The sequence below is a fragment of the Pseudomonas sp. QD4 genome (genome assembly GCF_049199125.1).
GTDB lineage: Bacteria > Pseudomonadota > Gammaproteobacteria > Pseudomonadales > Pseudomonadaceae > Aquipseudomonas.
In genome coordinates this window covers 116,906-133,645 of sequence record NZ_JBLZOM010000002.1, presented here as the reverse complement: position 1 = coordinate 133,645, position 16,740 = coordinate 116,906, and the positions used below count along the sequence as shown (strand labels likewise).

Genomic DNA, 16,740 nt, shown 5'->3' with positions numbered 1-16,740 from the left:
GCTTTTTTATCCGTTCAACGCATGGGCGATGCCGTTTGCCACGGCAATCTCCATGCGTCTCCAGTGCTCGTTTTCCAGCCACTGCGCTGTGCCCATGTTCTCGATTGAGGGCTCAGCGCCAGGCAGCCAGCGGTTTGTCATGGCCATCAACTGGCCCAGGCCGTCTTCGGTCAGGCGGTCAGCGCGTTCGAGGGCTTTTTTACGATGATCTCGACGTCAGGCGCGTACTCCTCGAGCAGCGCGCCGGCGATCTGCATGGTCATCACCGGGTTGGCCAGCAGCTCACGCAGGCCTGCGCGCTGCTCCTGGTTGACGGTGGTGCTCAGCAAATTGTGCGACGGTGCGACCTTGTTGGTCGCTGTCATGGCGTTGAAGTACTTGGTCACGTCCTGGGGCGACAGGGTGAATCTGAAGTCGGTTTCGCCGATTTCCAGGGTGATTTCGCGGCTGTTGATACTCATGGGTATTGCTCCTTTCAAAGGTTGAGGGTGGTGGCCGTGGTGCCAATCAGCGCAGGCAAACCCGGCGTGTGTGGTCCTGCAGGCCCAGGATCATTTGCTTGCTCAGGGCAAGCTGATCTCTGAGGGTGAAATAATCCGATCGAGCGTCTGCTGCGAGTTCGGCGGTTCCTGCATCAGCCAGGCCGCCGGCGCCGGCGTTGGTGGGCACTGCGGCGCTGCAGGTTGCGGCGATGCGCAACCGCTGACGGCCAGCGTCAACAGCACGGCGCAGGTCGAGGTTTTCAGTACGTGCACGATTCAGCTCCTGGGTACGGGCAAGGTCGATTTCATCGCGAGCGGCGAGCGTTTCGGCACTGACGCGGGCCGCTTCACGCAAGCTCGCGGCTTCGCCCTGGGCGGTGTCACGCTCAGTGCGTGCGGTGTCGCGGTCTTGAACGACTTGCACGAACCAAAACAGAGGAATAAGCCCCGTCAGTGCCACGGCAAGCAGGAAACGAAACGGGGTGATGGTCATCGCGTGCACAGCTCCACTTCTGCCAACCGGCGCGCATGGAGCCCTCGCACGAACTGTTTGCGGCCCAGGGCATCGGTTACAGAAGCCCATACCGGTGTTTTGCCATCCGGGGCCCAGGCCAACGCTTTACAGCCTTCGGCGATGCGCCCGGCGTTGATCAGGCCCACTGCACGACTGGCGCATGTGCTCGGCACGCCAAAGTTGTGGCTGTGGCTGGTCAGCGCGTCGAAAGTGTTCTGGCCGACCTGCTGATTACTGAGGCAGTCCGCAAGCGCCAGTTGGCCCTTCTCGACCACCAGTTGCTCCACTTCGGCGCAGCGCTCCGGTGACCAGTAATCACCAATGACCAGCGGGTATGGGCTGGTATGGCGGGTGATGCCCTTGCACACCGTGGCCAATCCGCGAGCAAGCCGATCGGCGTAGACGATGTTCTGGCCATTGCCCTCCCACTTGCCCAGGAACGCGAGCAGTGGCGCGCTGGCCAGAACGATGACGCCGGCGGCGATCTTGTTGCGAATGCTCATGGAAACACCGCCCGCAAGAGGGTAGGGCCGACCATCTGCAGGATCGCCCATAGGGTGCTGGCGATGGCCAGAGCCCAAGTGATTTTCTTGCCAATGTCGGAAACGACGCTGGTCAGCTTTTGCTGGCCCTCATTGAGTTCGGACAGCTGGCCAGACATGTGTTCGAACTGCTGTTCCAGCTTTGTGACACGGGTCGGGACCGACTCTTGGCGCCTTTCCAAGCTGACCAGGCGGTGTTTAAACACCGCCATATCGCGCTCCAGCAGGCGCACCGGATCGTTGGCGACTGAATCTGTCATCAGCGCACTCCTTGCTCAAAAAGGGTCTGGCATGGGACGCAGCGGGTCATTCCCCCCAGCGCTCGGCGCTGCTCGGGGATCGGCTTATCGCAGTCCTCGCAATGGGTCAGGCTCGGCCCGTTCGGACGCGACAGGGCAAGCTGAGCGGTGATCGCCTGGTCACGCTGGCGTTGCTCCAGCTCCTGGGCGCGATCGAACGGGCACACCATCAGCGCAGGCCCTCGATCTCGGCTGCAGCCAGGTACGGCACGCCGTTCACACGGATAAAGTCCGGACTGGTGACGTCAAACGGCACCTTGTGCTTGGTCTTTTCGCCGCCCTTGGGGTCCACGCTGAGCAGGCTGGAAACCTTCAACTTGCAGCCGAAGGCCTCAATGCGCAGTTCCTCCTGGCCCGCCTGGGCAAAAAACACCACGTCGAAGGGCTCCAGCTGGCGGAAGCTGCCGGCAGTGCGTGCGGCCTCGATCAGCAGATTGAAGTTGTTGCTGTCGAACTCGAATTCACCGCTGGCCGCCACGTCGCCATCGACGAAGCCGTCCGGAACGCCCCGGGACTGCGCCACGGCGGTGTTGTCGGTGATATCCAGGGTGCAGCTCTCGACGTGGGCCTGGAGATCCCCCAGGGCAATGTCGAAGTTTTTGCCACCAATACGCGACATGGGTTACTCCGAATCGTCGTTGGAAAGGTCCAAGGCGATGTTCGCCTTGAGGTCTTTCGGGCTGTTGAGGGGCTTGATACTGATGTACACCTCGACCTTGGTTTTGGTGTGCCAGACCAGCTGGATGTCACCGTCTTTGGGCGACTCGATCTCGCCTGGGAACACTTGGCCGGCAAAGGTGGTGGACTTGGCCATGACGCGCAGGGGTTTCATAAACGCGCTGACAGCGGCGGCCATGCTCGCCGGTGAGTTGTTCAGGCGCCGATCCGCGACACGACGAATCAGCAGCGGTCGGACCTGGCGAGCGGCCTTGTCAGCGAGACGCAGGTGTTCGATCACCTGGTAGTCGCTGGCCGGCGCGTCGAGCATGTTGCCGTCGCCCCAATACACCCCGGGATAGTCCGGGTAGGTCTGAGAGACCGAGTAACGGGCCGTGTCCAGCTCGGCGAGGACGGCGGTAGGCAGCGGGACGCCTTCCTTGTCCACTGGCGTCGGGCCCAGGCCCAGCAACGACCCCGTGGCCACGCGCATCGGACTGTCAGCGATGCTTACGGCAGCGTTGGCCAGGCGGCCGGCGAGCACGCCCAGGTCGTTGCCATGCAGCTGGGGAACCAGGAGGACGCGCGGCGCCAATACGTCCTTGGCCAGCGCTTTGCGCTCGACCAGGTACTCGTTCCAGGTCTGCTGTACGGTGATGCCAGGGGCAGCGGCCATCACGAACAGGCGGCGCCCGTGGGTGTTGGCGACGGCCTCGGCCGCGTCATGCATGGCCAGCAGTTCGGCGCCGGTGCTGACCGGTTTGGTCAGTAGCACCGCTTCGACTGAAAAGCCTTGCTGCTGGGCCTTTTCCAGGGCGCCGGTCCAGTCACCGTCGGCGGCGATCGGAGCCGCGACACAGGCCCAGCGGTCGCCGCCGTTCTGGCGTGCGGCCTTGACCTGGGCTTTCAGGTCACTGTCCGGAATGCCCAGCTGGGCTTCCAGGTCGCTGTCGGTGTTCAAGGGGATCAACTGGCCGACGTTCTTGGCGCCGGGACCGATGATCAGGAAATAGCGCTCGATCTCGGTCACGGCGCCCTGGCCGAGGTTGAGATTGTTGACGCTGACTTTGCCGAGTGCCATGCAGTGCCTCGTTAGCGGGGTGAATTGAGGATTTGTTCCAGCACCTGGTTCACCAGCAAGCTGGTGTCCCGATCGGTGCTGACGCCCAGGAACTGGCGTTTGGGCAGGGTGATTTCCCAGCTTTGCGCACCGGTGCCTTCGGCTTTTTCATCGGAAAGAATGCGAATCAGCAGGCCCGCCTGTGCGTACCCGACGTGTTCCTGGATCCACGCCACTGCGGGCCGGGTCAGGCTCTTTTTGCCCTTCTGGCGTACCTTGAAGCCCAGCCGGCGCAGCCGCTTGGCCTGTTTGTCGGTCGCGGCCAGGCCTTCGGGAACCTTGTTCCACCGGCGCATCTGGGCAGCGGTACGGCGCTCCGACGTGCCGTTGTGCTGCTGGGCAGCGACCCAACTGGTCAGCCCGTTGCGCCAGCCCAGGACGGCTTCATCCGGACTGACCCGGGTCACCTGCAGCAGCTTGCCCAGGCCGGCTTCCATCTTCTTTTTGCCCTTGCTGTCGCCCTTGCGCGCTTCGAAGGGCGAGCCATCCAGGTTCTGCTGCTCGCGGATCCGCTTACGGCTCATCGTCCGTATGCGCTTGGTGACGTTGTTCAGCAGGCGCCGGCGCAACTGCGGCGGCAGGCTCAGCAGGGCCAGTTGCTCACGCACGCCCAGGTGGCCCCGAACATCCAGTTCAAAGGTGCTACGCGCCATGGCTGCGCACCTCGCCTTGTTCGGCCGTCCACAGGTCGAAGGCGACCAGGCCCCACTTCTTGCCGAAGGCATCGATCAGGCCGTTGGGGTCTTCGGCCAGGTGCTGGGGCTCGATGAACTCCAGGGTCAGTTCCACGTCGGCCAGGTCGTTGTCCAACTGCTCGATCGTGAATACCGGCGCCGGCAAGTCGTCGTCTCGATCCGGATCCTGGGTTTCCAGCCAACTGCCCACGATGGCCATCAGCAACGCGGGGCTTGCCGCGAAGCGCTCGATCACCAGGACAGCGCGATAGCGCATATCGCCCAAGTGCAGGCCCTGGGGGCCGTTCTTCCAGATCAGCTCCAGGTTCACCTGCTCGGCGAAGCTGTCGATCTGTTCCTGCAGCGCGAGTTGTCGGTCTATCAGGAACTTGGTCAGGGCGCGCAGTTTGTTCACAGCAACACCGCCGTAATACGGCCACGGCCCTGCAGGGAGCGCACAGCCTGCTGACTGAACTCCAGGAAGGTTTCGCCGCGCTCGGGCAATTCCTTGCCCAGGTTCTCGGCGATATCACGCCGCGTAATCGTGGCGAACTGGGTCAGCAGGTTGGCTTTTGCACGGCAGTAGACGGCACGGTGATAGGTCGCAACCTTGAAAGTGCGCTCGCGCAGCAGGCGCGAATCAGCGGTGCTCACACTGTCGATGCCAGCGTCCTGCCATTTGGCTTTGCACTTGGCCAGGTCGGTATTCACCTCGGCCATGGCAGTGGTCAAACCATCGACCAGCGTTTCCACCAGGTACTCCCCAGGAAGGCGATAGGCCTTCTGAAACTGCGACAGCGAGAGGTTCGGCCAGAAACCGTCGTTCTCGATCTGCAGTTCCACAAAGGTGGTGGGGTTACCCGAAAAGCTCATTGCTGGTCGCTCGAATAGGGCGGGGAAACTGTTTCTCGTAGGGCGGGCCATAAATGGCCGACTCACGTCCACAGTTCCCCGCTGGGGGGGTAGTCGGTTACTCGGTGGCCGGTTGGGCCAGTTGTTTGGCAAGTGCCTTGCGTGCGCCGTCCAGGCGTGTCCCTACGCCGATCTCCTTGTAAAGCTCGGTGGCACGCTCAAAGTGGGTGATTGCCTTCGCCCAGTCCTTGGCCTCAATGGCCAAGATGCCGAGCAACTTGTGGTAGCGAGCCGGGATGCGTTCGAACAGATCCCAGCGACCGTCGACCCACGTCAGTAGGTCGGAGACATAAGGCTCAGGGCTGCGGCCTGCTTTGTGTTCGGCCTCGGCCCAGTCGATCAGCTCGTCTGCAACGAAGGTCGGCACGTCGCGGTTGAAGCGCTCCGGCATGGCCTGGCCTTGCTCAATGGCGAAGTTCGCCAGCTCCAGGCCCTGTTCGAACTGGACGGTGTCGAACAACCACACCAGGACCTGCATCACCACCGGGTTGGGGTAGTTCAGGCCGCTGTCGCGGTAGCGCGTCACGTACTCCAGGTACTTGGGTAGCAGCTCGTCGCGCTTGAGTTTCTGGCGGTCGTCGCGGCTGTTGATCGCGCTGATGCGCTCCAGATCTCCGGCCAGTGCCGACAACATCAACTGCAGGTGTTTTTGAGCGTTCGCAGGGCTGGCCAGGGCGGTGTCGGGGGAGTAAGCCACCGCCAGTTGAGCGGCGGCTAACTCTGGCCCCAACGCCAAAATGCGGCGCTTGTGCGCCAGGGCCAGGCTCACGCCAACAGCTCCACGTTTTCAGTGAAACCGGCCTTCTCCAGTTGCTCGATCACATAGCCCTCGTTGCGGCTGTTGTAATCCTCAACACGGGAGCGCTTCGGGTTGTCGACGCTCTGCTTACGCCAGCTGGAGTCCTGGTAGTAGATCGACAGGTTGTCGAAGCTGGTTACCAGAACAGCATTCACCGGAAAGTGCGGGACGCTATAAGCGGACAGGCTGCCGTAGGTCGAAATAACCTGGGCCAGCTCGATGCGTTCTTTCTCGGTCGGGGTGCCAGCCTGGTTGCTGTAGAGCTTGGCCTTATCGCCGGCGAGCAGGTCTGAGCCGATGATTACGATCAAATCACCGCCTCCACGCACCCGTTCATCCACCAGTTGCAAGGTGTCGTGCACCAGGGCATCAAGGTTTGCGTAGTCGCCGTTTTTGCCAAGCGTGACCTTTCCAGACCCGGCTACGCCTTCCTTGAGTACCTGATGCGGAGCTTTTTCGCGGAGCTGCTGTAGCCAGCCCTTGTTGACGTCCTCGAGCATCGGGAACTGGTCAAAATCGGTCTGCTCAGCAGCGTGGGTGCCATGAAAACCGACCATAATCCGGTCCAGGGCGATTTGCCGCTGAACAGCTGCGGAGTAGCGCTGATGGAAGTCTGGAAACTTGGCCCAGGCATCGATTTTTGCGTAGGGCAAGCCAACATCGGATTCAGTATTGAACAGCTCGTATTGGTCGTCAGTGAGGCCTGAAGCGTCCTTGGCCTCGCGATCTTTCTTCTTGGTGTTGGTGCGGCCAGTCACCGGCCCGTTGGTGCCGAGAAAGACTTTTTCGCCCTTGATCTGGCTCACCGGAACGATGTTGATTCGTTCCAGGAAATCCGCCTTGGCGGTGATCGCATCGTTCAGCTCTTGGGCGATCGACGGTTCAACGCTGAACTGTTTGGTAACCAGCGTGACGCCATAGGTGTCTGCCAGAGCAACCTGCAGATCTGCGAACATTTTCGCGCCGTAGGCGCTCAGATTCTGGGCCATGTCAGAGCACCCGCGTCTTGGCAGGGCCGGCGGGGCCGGTGGTGCGAGACACCTGACGGGTTTTGACGGTGCTGAAGGCCTTGGTCAGCAGGCTTTCGATGTTGGCCAGGCGCCTGTCGGTGTTGCCTCTTCGGGCGAACTCACGATCGGCCTCGGCCTGTTCAACAATGCCGGCGACTGCGGCTTCAACATCGTCGATTGGAGCTTGATCGGGCTGTTCGATCTCGGCGGTGGCCGGCTCGATCACTGCTTGAATGCCGGCAGCAACAAGCAACAGCTGCTCCAGCAGTGCCTGCAGCGCCTTGGCTGTAGCTTCATCCATTGGGGGTTTGCTCTCGGTTGGGGTTTGCGGGGTTGCGGGGGCTTCTTCGAGGCCGAAGTGCTTGAACAGGCGCGTAAACATGGCGGCGAGCCGGCCGATCTCACCCTGGGGCTGGGCGTCACGGAACGAGCCGATTGCCACCGAAGCGGCGTAATAGGCGGTCTTGTTGGAGCGGTTCGAAAAGTACAGTTCCTGGGTGCCGACGCTCGCGGGTTCGTCGGTGACGCCCAGGCCGGTCAGGTACGCTTTGCCCGTGCCTCGGAAGTTCGGGGTGATCTCGATGCTGGTGAACAGCTTCTGGCCGCGATCATTGAGGTAGAGCAATTGGTCGTTGGGCTTCAATTGCGCCTCAAGCGCGACCTCACCTGGTTGCAGATCGTCGCCTTCCTCGACCAGACGCACCGCATAGACGGTGCCGTGGGAGCCCGGCCAGCGTTCGTGGTCGCACCAGATCACAGCGGTATAGAAAGACGGCTTATAGGTCTCGGCGATATCGCGCAGATCCTGGGCCAGAATCTCGCGACCATCGGCGGTCAGGCCGCTGGTGGCGACGCGTTTCCAGAACGAAACAAGGGAACGGGGCATGGGCGTTAACTGCGCTCAATCGGTTGAATGAGCCGCCACGATAGGGAGCGATCCCGGCCCAAACAAACGGTTCAAATCCGCGGTTCTCCTAGATTCACGATCTAGGAAGAAGGCGGAATTTAAGCCCGCGTTTCCAGCGTTTTCGCCGCATAGACTGCGGCCCATGTTCTATTCAGTCGAAGTCAAAGAAGCCGCAAAACGCCTATTTCTGCGCCGCCACAAGGCCAAGGAAATTCAGGCGCAACTCAACCTGCCAAACATCCGGATCGTCTATTACTGGATCCGCCAGGGCGGCTGGGAGGACATGCTCACGGATGAGGAGCCGCTGACCGCCGTCAGCCGCCGTATAACCTTGTTGCTTGAAAAGCCGGGCACGCTGACCCCGGGCGAGTTGAACGAGCTGGACCGCCTCACAACGCTTCGCGAGCGCCTGGCTAAGCAATGCCTAAAGCCAGTGCCGGCGCCGACCGGTGAGCCACCTGCAGAGCAACAGGACGGCCGCGATCGGTCGCGTGGTGATCGCCGGGAGCGCGGCAACAAAGGTGGCAAGAAGCGCGAAAAGAAGGTGAAGAACGACGTCAGCGAGCTGACCGAGGTCGACTTTCTCGACAAGTTCATAAGCAAGATGTACGGCTATCAGAAGGAGCTGTTCGCGGCCAAACAGAATCCGCTGACGATGCGGATCCGGAACATCCTCAAAAGCCGCCAGGTGGGCCTGACCTACTACTTCGCCGGCGAGGCGTTCATGGACGCCGTGCTGTCCGGGGACAACCAGGTCTTTCTATCCGCCAGCCGCGCCCAGTCTGAGATTTTCCGTAGCTACATCATTGCCTTTGCCCAGGAGTGGTTCGGTCTGGAGCTGACCGGAAACCCGATAGTGCTCAGCAAGAATGGCAAGCCTTGGGCCGAGCTGCGCTTTCTCAGTACAAACGGGGCAACCGCCCAGGGCTACCACGGCCATGTGTACGTCGACGAATACTTCTGGATCCGCGATTTCGAGAAGCTGAACAATACCGCCAGTGCCATGGGCACCCACTTCAAATGGCGCAAAACCTACTTTTCGACGCCCAGCGCCGTGTCGCACCAGGCTTATCCGTTCTGGACTGGGGAGAAGTTCCGCAACGGCAAGCACCCGGACGCCAAAAAACCATGGCCCAGCGACGACCAGATTGCAGCGGGCGCAACCTGCCCTGATGGGCAGTGGCGCAAGATCATCACCATCCTGGATGCGCTCGCCGGCGGCTGCAATTTGTTCAACCTGGAGCAACTGCAGCTTGAGTATGACGAGGACAAATTTCAGCAGCTGTTCATGTGCAAGTTCATCGACAGCACTCAGAGCGCCTTCACCCTCAAGGATCTGGAACGCTGTTACTCCGATCAGTCGTTGTGGACCGACTTCGACCCCGACCATGAGCGGCCCTTTGGCAACAGCCCCGTCTGGCTGGGGTATGACCCCAGTCGCACCCGTGACGACGCCACCTGTGTCGTCATCGCGCCGCCATTGGAGCCCGGGGCCAAGTTCCGGATCTTGGAAAAGCACAGCTGGCGTGGGCATTCGTTCACGTACCAGGCGGCCCAGGTCAAGAAGCTCACCGAACGTTTCAACGTTCAACACATCGGCATCGATACCACCGGTATCGGGTACGGCGTGTATGACCTGGTGCGCGACTTCTACCCGCGTGCAACGGCTATTCACTACAGCCTTGAGGCCAAGAACGCGCTGGTGCTCAAAGCCCAGGACACGATCATGGGAAGCCGGATTGAGTGGGACGCGGGCTGGAACGACATAGCCCAGGCGTTCCTGACAATTAAGCGCGGCACCACCAACAGCGGCCAAGTGACCTATAGCGCATCGCGCACCGACGCCACCGGCCACGCCGATGTGGCCTGGGCAATCATGCATGCCCTGGCCCATGAACCCCTCAACACCAACAAGCAGCGGCGCAGTCGCTATGCACTCAGCGGATCAGGTAATGGCCAACACAAAAAAAGAGCACCAGGTAATTCCGGCACGACGGCCCACGCGGGCCTTCTCGTTCGGGGCACCAGAGCAGGTACTGACCGAGAATATCGGGCAGTACCTGGGCGTCTTCGCCAGCGACAACGGACGGATCTACACGCCGCCGGTGTCCCGCCAAGGCCTGGCCAAACTGCTGCGCGCCAACGCTCACCACGGCGCCATTCCAGGGTTCAAGCGAAACCTATTGCTGCGTGAGTTCATCCCGTCGCAGGGTTGTGGGGTCGCTACTGCAGGCCGTGCCTTCCTGGATTTCGTGGTGTTCGGCGAGGCGTATTTACTGCGCCACTCCAACGCCTTCGGGCAGGTGCTGGAGCTGGAGCACCTTCCGGCGATCAACATGCGGGTAAAGGTGGACGGTGGGTTCGTGATGCTGCGCAAAGACGGCAAAGAAGAGGAATTCGACCAGGACGAGATCGAGCACGTCATGAACTACGACGTGGAACAGAACATCTATGGCATCCCCGACTACCTGGGTGGCCTGCAGTCGCTATTGCTCAACGAGGCGGCGACTCTGTTCCGCCGGCGCTATTACAGCAACGGGGCCCACGCGGGCTACATCTTCTATACCAACGACGCGAACCTGTCGGAAGAAGACGAGGACAACCTGCGCGATCAGATCAGCGCCAGTAAGGGCGTGGGCAACTTCAGATCGATGTTCGTGAACATCCCGGGGGGAACAGAGAAGGCAATCCAGATCATCCCCGTGGGCGACTTCCAGGCCAAGGACGAGCTGGAGAAGGTCAAGAACATCACCCGCAACGATGTAATCGCCGCATGGCGTATGAACCCGGCGCTGGCAGGGATCATTCCGGAAAACAGCGGTGGCTTTGGCGATATCGAAAAGATCGATCGGGTTTACACCAGCAACGAGATCAGGCCGATCTGCCAACTGTTCAACCAGCTCAATGACACGCTAAGAGACGATCGGCGTATTGCTTGGAGGGACGCGCCTGACCCTACTGTAACTAGTTGATATGGGCGGCTTTAGAGAAGGTGCCACTACAGATATGGCATAATAGTGCCGAATAAGGAACCCTGGGGAGGGCAGTTGATGCGGGTGTATTGCGCGGAATGTGGCAGTAAAGGGCGGATTGCTTCACGGGATGATCTGTCGAAGAAATTTGCCAAACTCTACTGCCAGTGCGGGGATATCTCGTGTGGTCACACCTGGGTGGCCAATCTCACCTTTTCTCACACCCTGAGCCCTTCAGCGCAGGCGGTTGATCGTTTGTTGTTCGATCGTCTCCGCGACCTGCCCCGTGCTCAGCAACGAGAGTTGTTTGATCAACTCGGTGTATTGCCATCAGTGTGACTGCACACTTTCGAAACAATGGCATTGAACTGGTTAAAACAATCAATCCGGAACTGCGCAAACCCGGCTTGAGCATGTTCGGAAAACTCGGAGTTAGAGGGCAGTAACTCTAGGGCAAACGCTACGGAATTTCGGCAATCCTGCAACTCCTCTCGAAATTCTTTCGACGCAACAACTGAACTCATAACTGAAAACTCCATATTCGGCAGGTCTTGATTTGGCGAAGTTTAGATGGTGGCTTTTTAATTCGTCAAGTGTTCTAAGATCTACATTTTTTGAACTGTAAACTGATAGTAAAATAATATTGTACCGATCATTTACAGGCGTGCGGCTCTCTGGTGTAGAACTTGAGGAAGTAATTTTTAGCTTGGTATTTCAGTCTTTATTTCACTAGAAGGCTTTAATTTTGTGATCAATTACAATGAGTTTTGTTGTGGTTTCTCATGCTTAAAAATGTATTCGATTGCTGTTGGAGAAATCGAAGGCATAGGCAGTATATATGTTTGATGTGTTGTTATTAGTTGATTTGAACTGAGGTTCTAGAGGGAAAAAAAGGGCGCCGAAGCGCCCTTTATGGATTGGGAGTCTATTTTTTAGTCTCTAAAATTGATTTTTAAAGGGGGAAGAGTCACGACGCCATACTGACGATGGCCCGCGGTATTTTCAAAGGCTGCGACGACCAACCCGGCAGGCAGTGGGATTTGAGCAATGCCGTTCCCAGTGTCGTGGTGGAGGAGGGCAGTGGCTTCGACCAGGTGAAAGTCTGAAGGCAGCTCCAGCTGTTTGCGGGCGTGAGCGTACTGCGCCTCACTTATGGCGATGAATTGTCCGTCGATCAGCATGAGGAGGCCTCCTTTGATTCCAATGCATCAATGCGTTTGAGCAACTGGGTAATGAGTTCGTCCTGCTTAGCTTGGAGTTGTTCCAGGACGAGAGAGCGCTGCAGGCGGATGATGATTTCCCCATTCATGCTGCGATGGTTGATTCGAGCTATGGCCGCGATCTCGGGGCGTAGGCCATCCGGCAGACGCACCACAAATTTATCTTGCTCACGAGAATCGCTCATAAGGCCACCTCGACCAACGCCAAGTCCTCAAAGTCTGGGAGCTGGACATCAGCGGCGACAACGCGGATTCCACACCATCCGAATTCGTCCCCATCAATGCCTCCTCCCCAGCCCTCTGTTTCCTGAAGGGTCCTAGTCGCGCAACGAGCGGGATAATCGTTGCAGCCACTGGAAAAGTTGGCACCGCCGTCTTCGAGCATTTCACAGATCACCTCGAGCCCGGCCAGGTGAACGACACTGCGAATGAGGTCGCCGTCTTCCTCGTCCCCACGATCTTCAGCCCCGGTCCAGTAACTATTGATGAGCCCAGCGCGCTCCGCTGTCAGGCGGTCAAGGTTTACCTCAAGGGTCACCTCATAGCCCTTCCAGGTGTCTTTGACGTTGTACCGCTTGATGTTGGTTTGCTCAGACATGGTTTCGCTCCTGCATCTGCTGGATAGGGTTATTGGAAGTGGCGAGAACTTGGGCGACCACGAGCGCTTCAATGTCGGTCAAATCGCCCTGGGCTTGGGCCATGGTTGCCAGTGACTCGAGGCGGATCCGGGCGGCCGCCGTCTTTTGCACCTGGTAGTCGAAAAGTGCAGTTCCAACGATGCGGATGGCCATCAAGTGACGTGCCTTCTGCATGCCTTCGGCCGGTGATGTGATAGCCTTCGAATCGCTGCTACTTGGGTGCTGTGCTTGCATGGTGTTGCTCCTCTTGTGGTGGTTGGTGTCGAGGAGGTGCGAACTCCTCGACACCGTCTTTATCAGGCTTGCCGCAATTGGCTTGCCGTGAATACAGGGCGCTGCTCACAGCGCACTTCAAACAATCCCAAGTCTTGACCGTCGACCTCCAGCAGGTGAACGACGGTGATGATCGTTGGGGTTTCTTCTGAATGGTCCTGCCAGTGCGCAATGGTCACTATTTCGGCAAGATCTTCGGGTGTGCATAGGTCCACGTAGTAGCTCGGTAATTGCAGACTCCCGTTTAGAGCATTGGCGCTGTATCGAATGTTCATGGACGTCCCCTTTAAGCCTGCTGCACCAGGTGGATCACCAAGTACTCCGGTAATCCTGAATTGATGCCGCGTGCACGTAGGTCGTGCACCGCTTTGATTTGAGCCCTGGTGCAGTCGTCCGCCAGAAAGTGTTTGGCACCGGCCATAGCCCGGCTGGAGATCTGGTTCAGAAAGAACGGAGTGGTGCAGCTCGCACCGACGATGATCGGTGCGTCGATACCTTGGCTGGCCAGCTCGGTTTGAATCGCCTGTAGCTTGGTGGTTTTGCCTGTGCCCATATGGCCGGTGATGACTTGTAGTTGCATGGTGTTGCCTCTCTCTGGTGCTGACGCGGAATCCCCGCGCAAATAAAAACGTGTGTAGTCCCTTCATACGACCGGAACATCCGGAACATCTGAAAGTTGAATTGCTGGACCCCTTGATTTACGGGGCCTCCAGCGGTGCGAAAATGTTCCGGTGCCACCGGAACATGCCGGAACACGGGTTTTTGTAAAAATGGCTACAGGGCACGCTATACAAGGGCTGCAGCCATGTTCCGGTGGTCAGTCCCCACTGGAACATTGGCGGAACATGCCGGAACAGATTTTGTTCCGGTGCGTTCCGGCATGTTCCAGCAGTGCCGGAACATTTTTTGTGTTCTAACTACCTGTATTTATTAGGTTTTATATCGATTAAATAGAAATGTTCCGGATGTTCCGGCTGCTCTGTTGGGCTCCGCACAAAAGCAGTCATCAGCCCACGAACACCCCTTTCCCCCCTCGCACCCATACGTTTCAAGCGGCCTCCCCGCGCTTGTGGAAGAACCACAGCCACAGAGACCGCTTCTCCAAACGGGAGCGTGCTTTACGGGTTTCGATGAACTTGTGGGTGGTGCTACTGGCTAGGGCGCGGCGCAGTTGGGTATCCGGAATCACGTCCTGGCCAGCCTTTCTGCAGGCCTGTTGGAAGTGCTCAATGTTGATGCCGATCAGCTCCTTATCGATGCTGTGGTTCAACGTCTCTCGGATCTCTTCTCGCTCGCCATCACCGTCGATGGTCGTCACCACGTCTTCATTCAGGTAGTGATAGATCTGCCAGAACTTGGCGGCGGTGGGGTTCTCCGATCGGCAACGTTGCTGCCGATCGATTGCACGTGCCTCAAGCTGTTTGGCCACGTTCTCGGTATCGCGGTCCGTCCACTGTGAGAACAGGCCCTGTGTGGCATAAGCAGCGGCCATGATCTGCGCATGGCACTGGACGATTCGCCCCTCAGTAAGCGCACCGACTGACTGGAGACGCTGCTCATAGCGGGGGAAGGCTTCGAAGTATCTGGCCAGCCACTGCTGCTCGTTAGCCAGGCACTTGCGCAAGTACCCGCCCAGCTCTTTTGCTTTCAGCACCTTCAAGCGGTCGGCCAGCGGCTTGAGCGCGAGGGAGTGGTGTTCTGTGGTGCAGTGCAGGTGCACGATCCGCGACAAGATTGCCTCCGAACCGTCGACGGTTTCGTTCTGAGAGATAGCCAGGGCGCCACGCCAGATACTCACCCTGGTTTCGTTGCCCGTGGTCTTCGCGCCCGTTACACGAAGCGGGGCGTGGTAGTCGAACAGGGTCTTCACTTCGTCCCAGCCGAACTGAACGGTCACCGTGCGGCCGTTGGCGTCCACATAGGTACGGTCCGACTCAATCAGTACGACCGGCAGGTTGCTCACTTCCGCGAAGGCCCGTGACAGGCCGACCGCACTGGCGCCCGTACCGCTAGGTTTGATGCCTTCCATGTTGTCGCGGCCGATGAGACGCCACAGGAAACGGAGCAGGGTGGACTTACCAGCGCCAGGGTCACCGGTGAGTTCCAGGAACGGGAACGATGCCTGCTCGGTGCCGATCTGTTGGACGAAGAGAGAGGCGGTCCACCAGGCAAGCGAAGTCAATCCGTTCAGGTTGTGCACGGCGAGGAAGTCCGGAAACCACGCCCCGTCGAAGTCGTCGCCGCGTTCGAACCTGGTGTTCACCAAGGAGGTTTTCACGCCTGCCCCTTTCACCTGGATGTAACCGTGGGTGTTCACCGCCAGCTCGCTGCCGCTGTTGAATCCAAACTTGGGGTAGCAGTAAGTGCCGCTCTCTTCGTCGTAGCCCAGGAATGGCAGGCTTCGAACGGTTGGCACAGGGCGTCTCTCGTCGTTCAGCCATTTGTGCTTGAGCATCGCCAGTTCGCGGGCACCACCCTCGAAATTTCCGCCGGGGGTGAAGTCGAGCAGGGCGCGCACGAAGCCGCGAGGCTCGGCGATCGCGCTGGACGGCAGGGGCGCCTGGCAGCTGCGGGTGCGGTCTGGAAACTTGAAGTCGAAGTAGTAGCGTTGTTCCCCGGTAACAATGTCCTTTTCCAGATAGTCCAGGTTGGGAATGCAGTTGGAAATCTGATCGATACGGAGGTTGCTGTAGAAGACCTCCCGATTGCCCTCTACCTTTTCCTCTCCTAGGGCCTTGCTCAGCTCTGCCTGGTTAACGCGCGCAGAGTAGAGCTGATTGCCAAACTCCAGCAGGTAAAAGCCAGAAGGGCGCCGCAGGTACACCAGGTAGGCGAGTTTCCGGGTGCTGCTGGCCGTGAACAGCCGCCCGCGATAGCAGGCCTCGTCCATGAACGCCTTGTCCAGGTGGCCATCGCGGTACACGTCGTCCCAATCGCGCTCGCCGGCGCGCGCTACCCAGGCGATCTCTGACAAGCCGCGCAGCATCTTGAGGTATTTGGGAATGTACTTGTGGCCCGCGCTATCGTCGTCCAGGGCAATCACCCAGGTAACGAGCTTGCCCTTGTTCGCCTCGACGATCTCCCAGGGGAAGTTGACGCAGCTGATCGAGGCGATGACCTTGAAGCCCGCAAGATGCAGTGCGATCGCATGGAAGATCCCCTCCACGACGAAAACACTATCGCTGCGCTCGATGATTTGGCCAGGTGGCATCCAGCCGCTGTTGGTGTAGCTCATACCGCTCTTGATGCCGGCCTTCACACCTTCGTTCGCGGCCACCATGCGCTCGTCGATGATGCGTTCCCAGTGGCCGTTAGAAAGCGAGAAGCGAACAGTGTCGGCCCACTCCTCAGTTTTCATCTTGCGACGGCCCTGGGTGTACCAGCCGGCCAGCTTGGCCACATCGAATCCGCGGTTGCGCTGTAGGTAGGCGTCGGCGGTTGCGTGTGGGTTCTCGTCGGTTTTGGGGAAGCGTTGGCTCAGGTTTTCAAACAGGTAGCTGTAGCGCTCTCGGGTCTTCTCGTCGAACTGGCACTTGCCCTCTCGGCTGCACTTCAGTTGATAAGGCTTGGCCTTGCTGATGAACAGCTCTCGCTTGCTGCAGCGCGGGCATACGCCCTCTGACAGGTACTTCTCGTTCTCTTTCCTGAAGTCCAGGTCACGATCATTCAGCAGCGCGTCGACCACGTCGTTTCGATAGATAGCGTCGAAATCCATTCGAGT

Annotated in this window: 24 protein-coding genes; 3 read left to right on the top strand and 21 right to left on the bottom strand. The window is 59.2% G+C overall.

Annotated features, from left to right (window positions below):
- Positions 1–6: 6 nt before the first annotated feature.
- The 14 genes from ACOZJV_RS11385 to ACOZJV_RS11320 form a co-directional block, all read right to left on the bottom strand.
- Entirely contained in the window at positions 7–147 is a 141-nt protein-coding gene (locus ACOZJV_RS11385; protein ID WP_421547669.1) for a DUF6890 family protein, read from the bottom strand.
- 23 nt (positions 148–170) lie between these two features.
- A complete protein-coding gene (locus tag ACOZJV_RS11380; protein ID WP_421547668.1) occupies positions 171–461 on the bottom strand; it encodes a putative phage tail assembly chaperone in 291 nt (96 codons plus the stop codon).
- Positions 462–507: 46 nt separating this feature from the next.
- Positions 508–975, bottom strand: coding sequence for a lysis system i-spanin subunit Rz (locus ACOZJV_RS11375; RefSeq protein ID WP_421547667.1), 468 nt, complete (start codon positions 973–975; stop codon positions 508–510).
- Positions 972–1,499 carry a lysozyme gene (locus ACOZJV_RS11370; protein WP_421547666.1) on the bottom strand — a complete coding sequence of 176 codons (528 nt, stop codon included), beginning with the start codon at positions 1,497–1,499 and terminating at the stop codon, positions 972–974. Before ACOZJV_RS11370 ends, ACOZJV_RS11375 begins: the two co-directional genes overlap by 4 nt.
- Entirely contained in the window at positions 1,496–1,798 is a 303-nt protein-coding gene (locus ACOZJV_RS11365) for a hypothetical protein (protein WP_421547665.1), read from the bottom strand. The genes ACOZJV_RS11370 and ACOZJV_RS11365 overlap by 4 nt, the downstream gene beginning before the upstream one ends.
- The gene (locus tag ACOZJV_RS11360) at positions 1,798–2,007 is read right to left on the bottom strand and encodes a TraR/DksA family transcriptional regulator (protein WP_421547664.1); all 210 of its coding nucleotides are present in this window, start codon (positions 2,005–2,007) and stop codon (positions 1,798–1,800) included. The genes ACOZJV_RS11365 and ACOZJV_RS11360 overlap by 1 nt, the downstream gene beginning before the upstream one ends.
- On the bottom strand, positions 2,007–2,456 hold the full coding sequence (locus ACOZJV_RS11355; RefSeq protein ID WP_421547663.1) for a phage protein: 450 nt from the start codon (positions 2,454–2,456) through the stop codon (positions 2,007–2,009). The genes ACOZJV_RS11360 and ACOZJV_RS11355 overlap by 1 nt, the downstream gene beginning before the upstream one ends.
- A gap of 3 nt (positions 2,457–2,459) precedes the next feature.
- Positions 2,460–3,575, bottom strand: coding sequence for a DUF2586 domain-containing protein (locus tag ACOZJV_RS11350; RefSeq protein ID WP_421547662.1), 1,116 nt, complete (start codon positions 3,573–3,575; stop codon positions 2,460–2,462).
- A gap of 11 nt (positions 3,576–3,586) precedes the next feature.
- Positions 3,587–4,267 (bottom strand): phage virion morphogenesis protein, encoded by a 681-nt coding sequence (locus ACOZJV_RS11345; protein WP_161758461.1) that lies wholly within the window; start codon positions 4,265–4,267, stop codon positions 3,587–3,589.
- The gene (locus ACOZJV_RS11340; protein WP_421547661.1) at positions 4,257–4,703 is read right to left on the bottom strand and encodes a phage tail protein; all 447 of its coding nucleotides are present in this window, start codon (positions 4,701–4,703) and stop codon (positions 4,257–4,259) included. Before ACOZJV_RS11340 ends, ACOZJV_RS11345 begins: the two co-directional genes overlap by 11 nt.
- Positions 4,700–5,161, bottom strand: a complete 462-nt coding sequence (locus tag ACOZJV_RS11335) for a head completion/stabilization protein (RefSeq protein WP_421547660.1) — start codon at positions 5,159–5,161, stop codon at positions 4,700–4,702. The genes ACOZJV_RS11340 and ACOZJV_RS11335 overlap by 4 nt, the downstream gene beginning before the upstream one ends.
- Positions 5,162–5,258: 97 nt before the next feature.
- Positions 5,259–5,969, bottom strand: a complete 711-nt coding sequence (gpM, locus tag ACOZJV_RS11330) for a phage terminase small subunit (protein WP_421547659.1) — start codon at positions 5,967–5,969, stop codon at positions 5,259–5,261.
- Positions 5,966–6,988, bottom strand: coding sequence for a phage major capsid protein, P2 family (locus ACOZJV_RS11325; RefSeq protein WP_421547658.1), 1,023 nt, complete (start codon positions 6,986–6,988; stop codon positions 5,966–5,968). Before ACOZJV_RS11325 ends, gpM begins: the two co-directional genes overlap by 4 nt.
- Position 6,989: 1 nt before the next feature.
- Positions 6,990–7,895, bottom strand: coding sequence for a GPO family capsid scaffolding protein (locus tag ACOZJV_RS11320; RefSeq protein ID WP_421547657.1), 906 nt, complete (start codon positions 7,893–7,895; stop codon positions 6,990–6,992).
- Between the two features lie 163 nt (positions 7,896–8,058).
- On the opposite strand from ACOZJV_RS11320, the gene ACOZJV_RS11315 reads away from it, so the two are divergent.
- The 3 genes from ACOZJV_RS11315 (at position 8,059) to ACOZJV_RS11305 (ending at position 11,227) form a co-directional block, all read left to right on the top strand.
- Positions 8,059–10,110, top strand: a complete 2,052-nt coding sequence (locus tag ACOZJV_RS11315) for a terminase large subunit domain-containing protein (RefSeq protein WP_421547656.1) — start codon at positions 8,059–8,061, stop codon at positions 10,108–10,110.
- Positions 10,022–10,888, top strand: a complete 867-nt coding sequence (locus tag ACOZJV_RS11310; protein WP_161758454.1) for a phage portal protein — start codon at positions 10,022–10,024, stop codon at positions 10,886–10,888. Before ACOZJV_RS11315 ends, ACOZJV_RS11310 begins: the two co-directional genes overlap by 89 nt.
- Positions 10,889–10,966: 78 nt before the next feature.
- On the top strand, positions 10,967–11,227 hold the full coding sequence (locus ACOZJV_RS11305; protein ID WP_161758453.1) for an ogr/Delta-like zinc finger family protein: 261 nt from the start codon (positions 10,967–10,969) through the stop codon (positions 11,225–11,227).
- A gap of 593 nt (positions 11,228–11,820) precedes the next feature.
- Here ACOZJV_RS11305 and ACOZJV_RS11300 read toward each other — a convergent pair.
- From ACOZJV_RS11300 to ACOZJV_RS11270, 7 genes are all read right to left on the bottom strand, one after another.
- Complete coding sequence (locus ACOZJV_RS11300) at positions 11,821–12,069, bottom strand: hypothetical protein (RefSeq protein WP_421547655.1); 249 nt, start codon at positions 12,067–12,069, stop codon at positions 11,821–11,823.
- The gene (locus tag ACOZJV_RS11295; RefSeq protein WP_161758451.1) at positions 12,063–12,293 is read right to left on the bottom strand and encodes an Arc family DNA-binding protein; all 231 of its coding nucleotides are present in this window, start codon (positions 12,291–12,293) and stop codon (positions 12,063–12,065) included. Before ACOZJV_RS11295 ends, ACOZJV_RS11300 begins: the two co-directional genes overlap by 7 nt.
- Entirely contained in the window at positions 12,290–12,706 is a 417-nt protein-coding gene (locus ACOZJV_RS11290; protein ID WP_161758450.1) for a DUF2528 family protein, read from the bottom strand. Before ACOZJV_RS11290 ends, ACOZJV_RS11295 begins: the two co-directional genes overlap by 4 nt.
- Complete coding sequence (locus ACOZJV_RS11285; RefSeq protein WP_161758449.1) at positions 12,699–12,980, bottom strand: hypothetical protein; 282 nt, start codon at positions 12,978–12,980, stop codon at positions 12,699–12,701. The genes ACOZJV_RS11290 and ACOZJV_RS11285 overlap by 8 nt, the downstream gene beginning before the upstream one ends.
- Positions 12,981–13,042: 62 nt before the next feature.
- Complete coding sequence (locus ACOZJV_RS11280) at positions 13,043–13,294, bottom strand: hypothetical protein (RefSeq protein ID WP_161758448.1); 252 nt, start codon at positions 13,292–13,294, stop codon at positions 13,043–13,045.
- Between the two features lie 11 nt (positions 13,295–13,305).
- Positions 13,306–13,599, bottom strand: a complete 294-nt coding sequence (locus ACOZJV_RS11275) for a hypothetical protein (protein WP_161758447.1) — start codon at positions 13,597–13,599, stop codon at positions 13,306–13,308.
- A gap of 468 nt (positions 13,600–14,067) precedes the next feature.
- Positions 14,068–16,734 carry a toprim domain-containing protein gene (locus tag ACOZJV_RS11270; protein WP_421547654.1) on the bottom strand — a complete coding sequence of 889 codons (2,667 nt, stop codon included), beginning with the start codon at positions 16,732–16,734 and terminating at the stop codon, positions 14,068–14,070.
- Positions 16,735–16,740: the final 6 nt, after the last annotated feature.

Bases quoted from the DNA above. Each gene is read 5' to 3' on its own strand.
- ACOZJV_RS11375 (WP_421547667.1), bottom strand. From the start codon at position 975: ATGACCATCACCCCGTTTCGTTTCCTGCTTGCCGTGGCACTGACGGGG.
- ACOZJV_RS11320 (WP_421547657.1), bottom strand. From the start codon at position 7,895: ATGCCCCGTTCCCTTGTTTCGTTCTGGAAACGCGTCGCCACCAGCGGC.
- ACOZJV_RS11370 (WP_421547666.1), bottom strand. From the start codon at position 1,499: ATGAGCATTCGCAACAAGATCGCCGCCGGCGTCATCGTTCTGGCCAGC.
- ACOZJV_RS11300 (WP_421547655.1), bottom strand. From the start codon at position 12,069: ATGCTGATCGACGGACAATTCATCGCCATAAGTGAGGCGCAGTACGCT.
- ACOZJV_RS11360 (WP_421547664.1), bottom strand. From the start codon at position 2,007: ATGGTGTGCCCGTTCGATCGCGCCCAGGAGCTGGAGCAACGCCAGCGT.
- ACOZJV_RS11275 (WP_161758447.1), bottom strand. From the start codon at position 13,599: ATGCAACTACAAGTCATCACCGGCCATATGGGCACAGGCAAAACCACC.
- ACOZJV_RS11280 (WP_161758448.1), bottom strand. From the start codon at position 13,294: ATGAACATTCGATACAGCGCCAATGCTCTAAACGGGAGTCTGCAATTA.
- ACOZJV_RS11315 (WP_421547656.1), top strand. From the start codon at position 8,059: ATGTTCTATTCAGTCGAAGTCAAAGAAGCCGCAAAACGCCTATTTCTG.
- ACOZJV_RS11335 (WP_421547660.1), bottom strand. From the start codon at position 5,161: ATGAGCTTTTCGGGTAACCCCACCACCTTTGTGGAACTGCAGATCGAG.
- ACOZJV_RS11290 (WP_161758450.1), bottom strand. From the start codon at position 12,706: ATGTCTGAGCAAACCAACATCAAGCGGTACAACGTCAAAGACACCTGG.
- ACOZJV_RS11295 (WP_161758451.1), bottom strand. From the start codon at position 12,293: ATGAGCGATTCTCGTGAGCAAGATAAATTTGTGGTGCGTCTGCCGGAT.
- ACOZJV_RS11270 (WP_421547654.1), bottom strand. From the start codon at position 16,734: ATGGATTTCGACGCTATCTATCGAAACGACGTGGTCGACGCGCTGCTG.
- ACOZJV_RS11325 (WP_421547658.1), bottom strand. From the start codon at position 6,988: ATGGCCCAGAATCTGAGCGCCTACGGCGCGAAAATGTTCGCAGATCTG.
- ACOZJV_RS11355 (WP_421547663.1), bottom strand. From the start codon at position 2,456: ATGTCGCGTATTGGTGGCAAAAACTTCGACATTGCCCTGGGGGATCTC.
- ACOZJV_RS11380 (WP_421547668.1), bottom strand. From the start codon at position 461: ATGAGTATCAACAGCCGCGAAATCACCCTGGAAATCGGCGAAACCGAC.
- ACOZJV_RS11305 (WP_161758453.1), top strand. From the start codon at position 10,967: ATGCGGGTGTATTGCGCGGAATGTGGCAGTAAAGGGCGGATTGCTTCA.
- ACOZJV_RS11345 (WP_161758461.1), bottom strand. From the start codon at position 4,267: ATGGCGCGTAGCACCTTTGAACTGGATGTTCGGGGCCACCTGGGCGTG.
- ACOZJV_RS11385 (WP_421547669.1), bottom strand. From the start codon at position 147: ATGGCCATGACAAACCGCTGGCTGCCTGGCGCTGAGCCCTCAATCGAG.
- ACOZJV_RS11285 (WP_161758449.1), bottom strand. From the start codon at position 12,980: ATGCAAGCACAGCACCCAAGTAGCAGCGATTCGAAGGCTATCACATCA.
- ACOZJV_RS11365 (WP_421547665.1), bottom strand. From the start codon at position 1,798: ATGACAGATTCAGTCGCCAACGATCCGGTGCGCCTGCTGGAGCGCGAT.
- ACOZJV_RS11350 (WP_421547662.1), bottom strand. From the start codon at position 3,575: ATGGCACTCGGCAAAGTCAGCGTCAACAATCTCAACCTCGGCCAGGGC.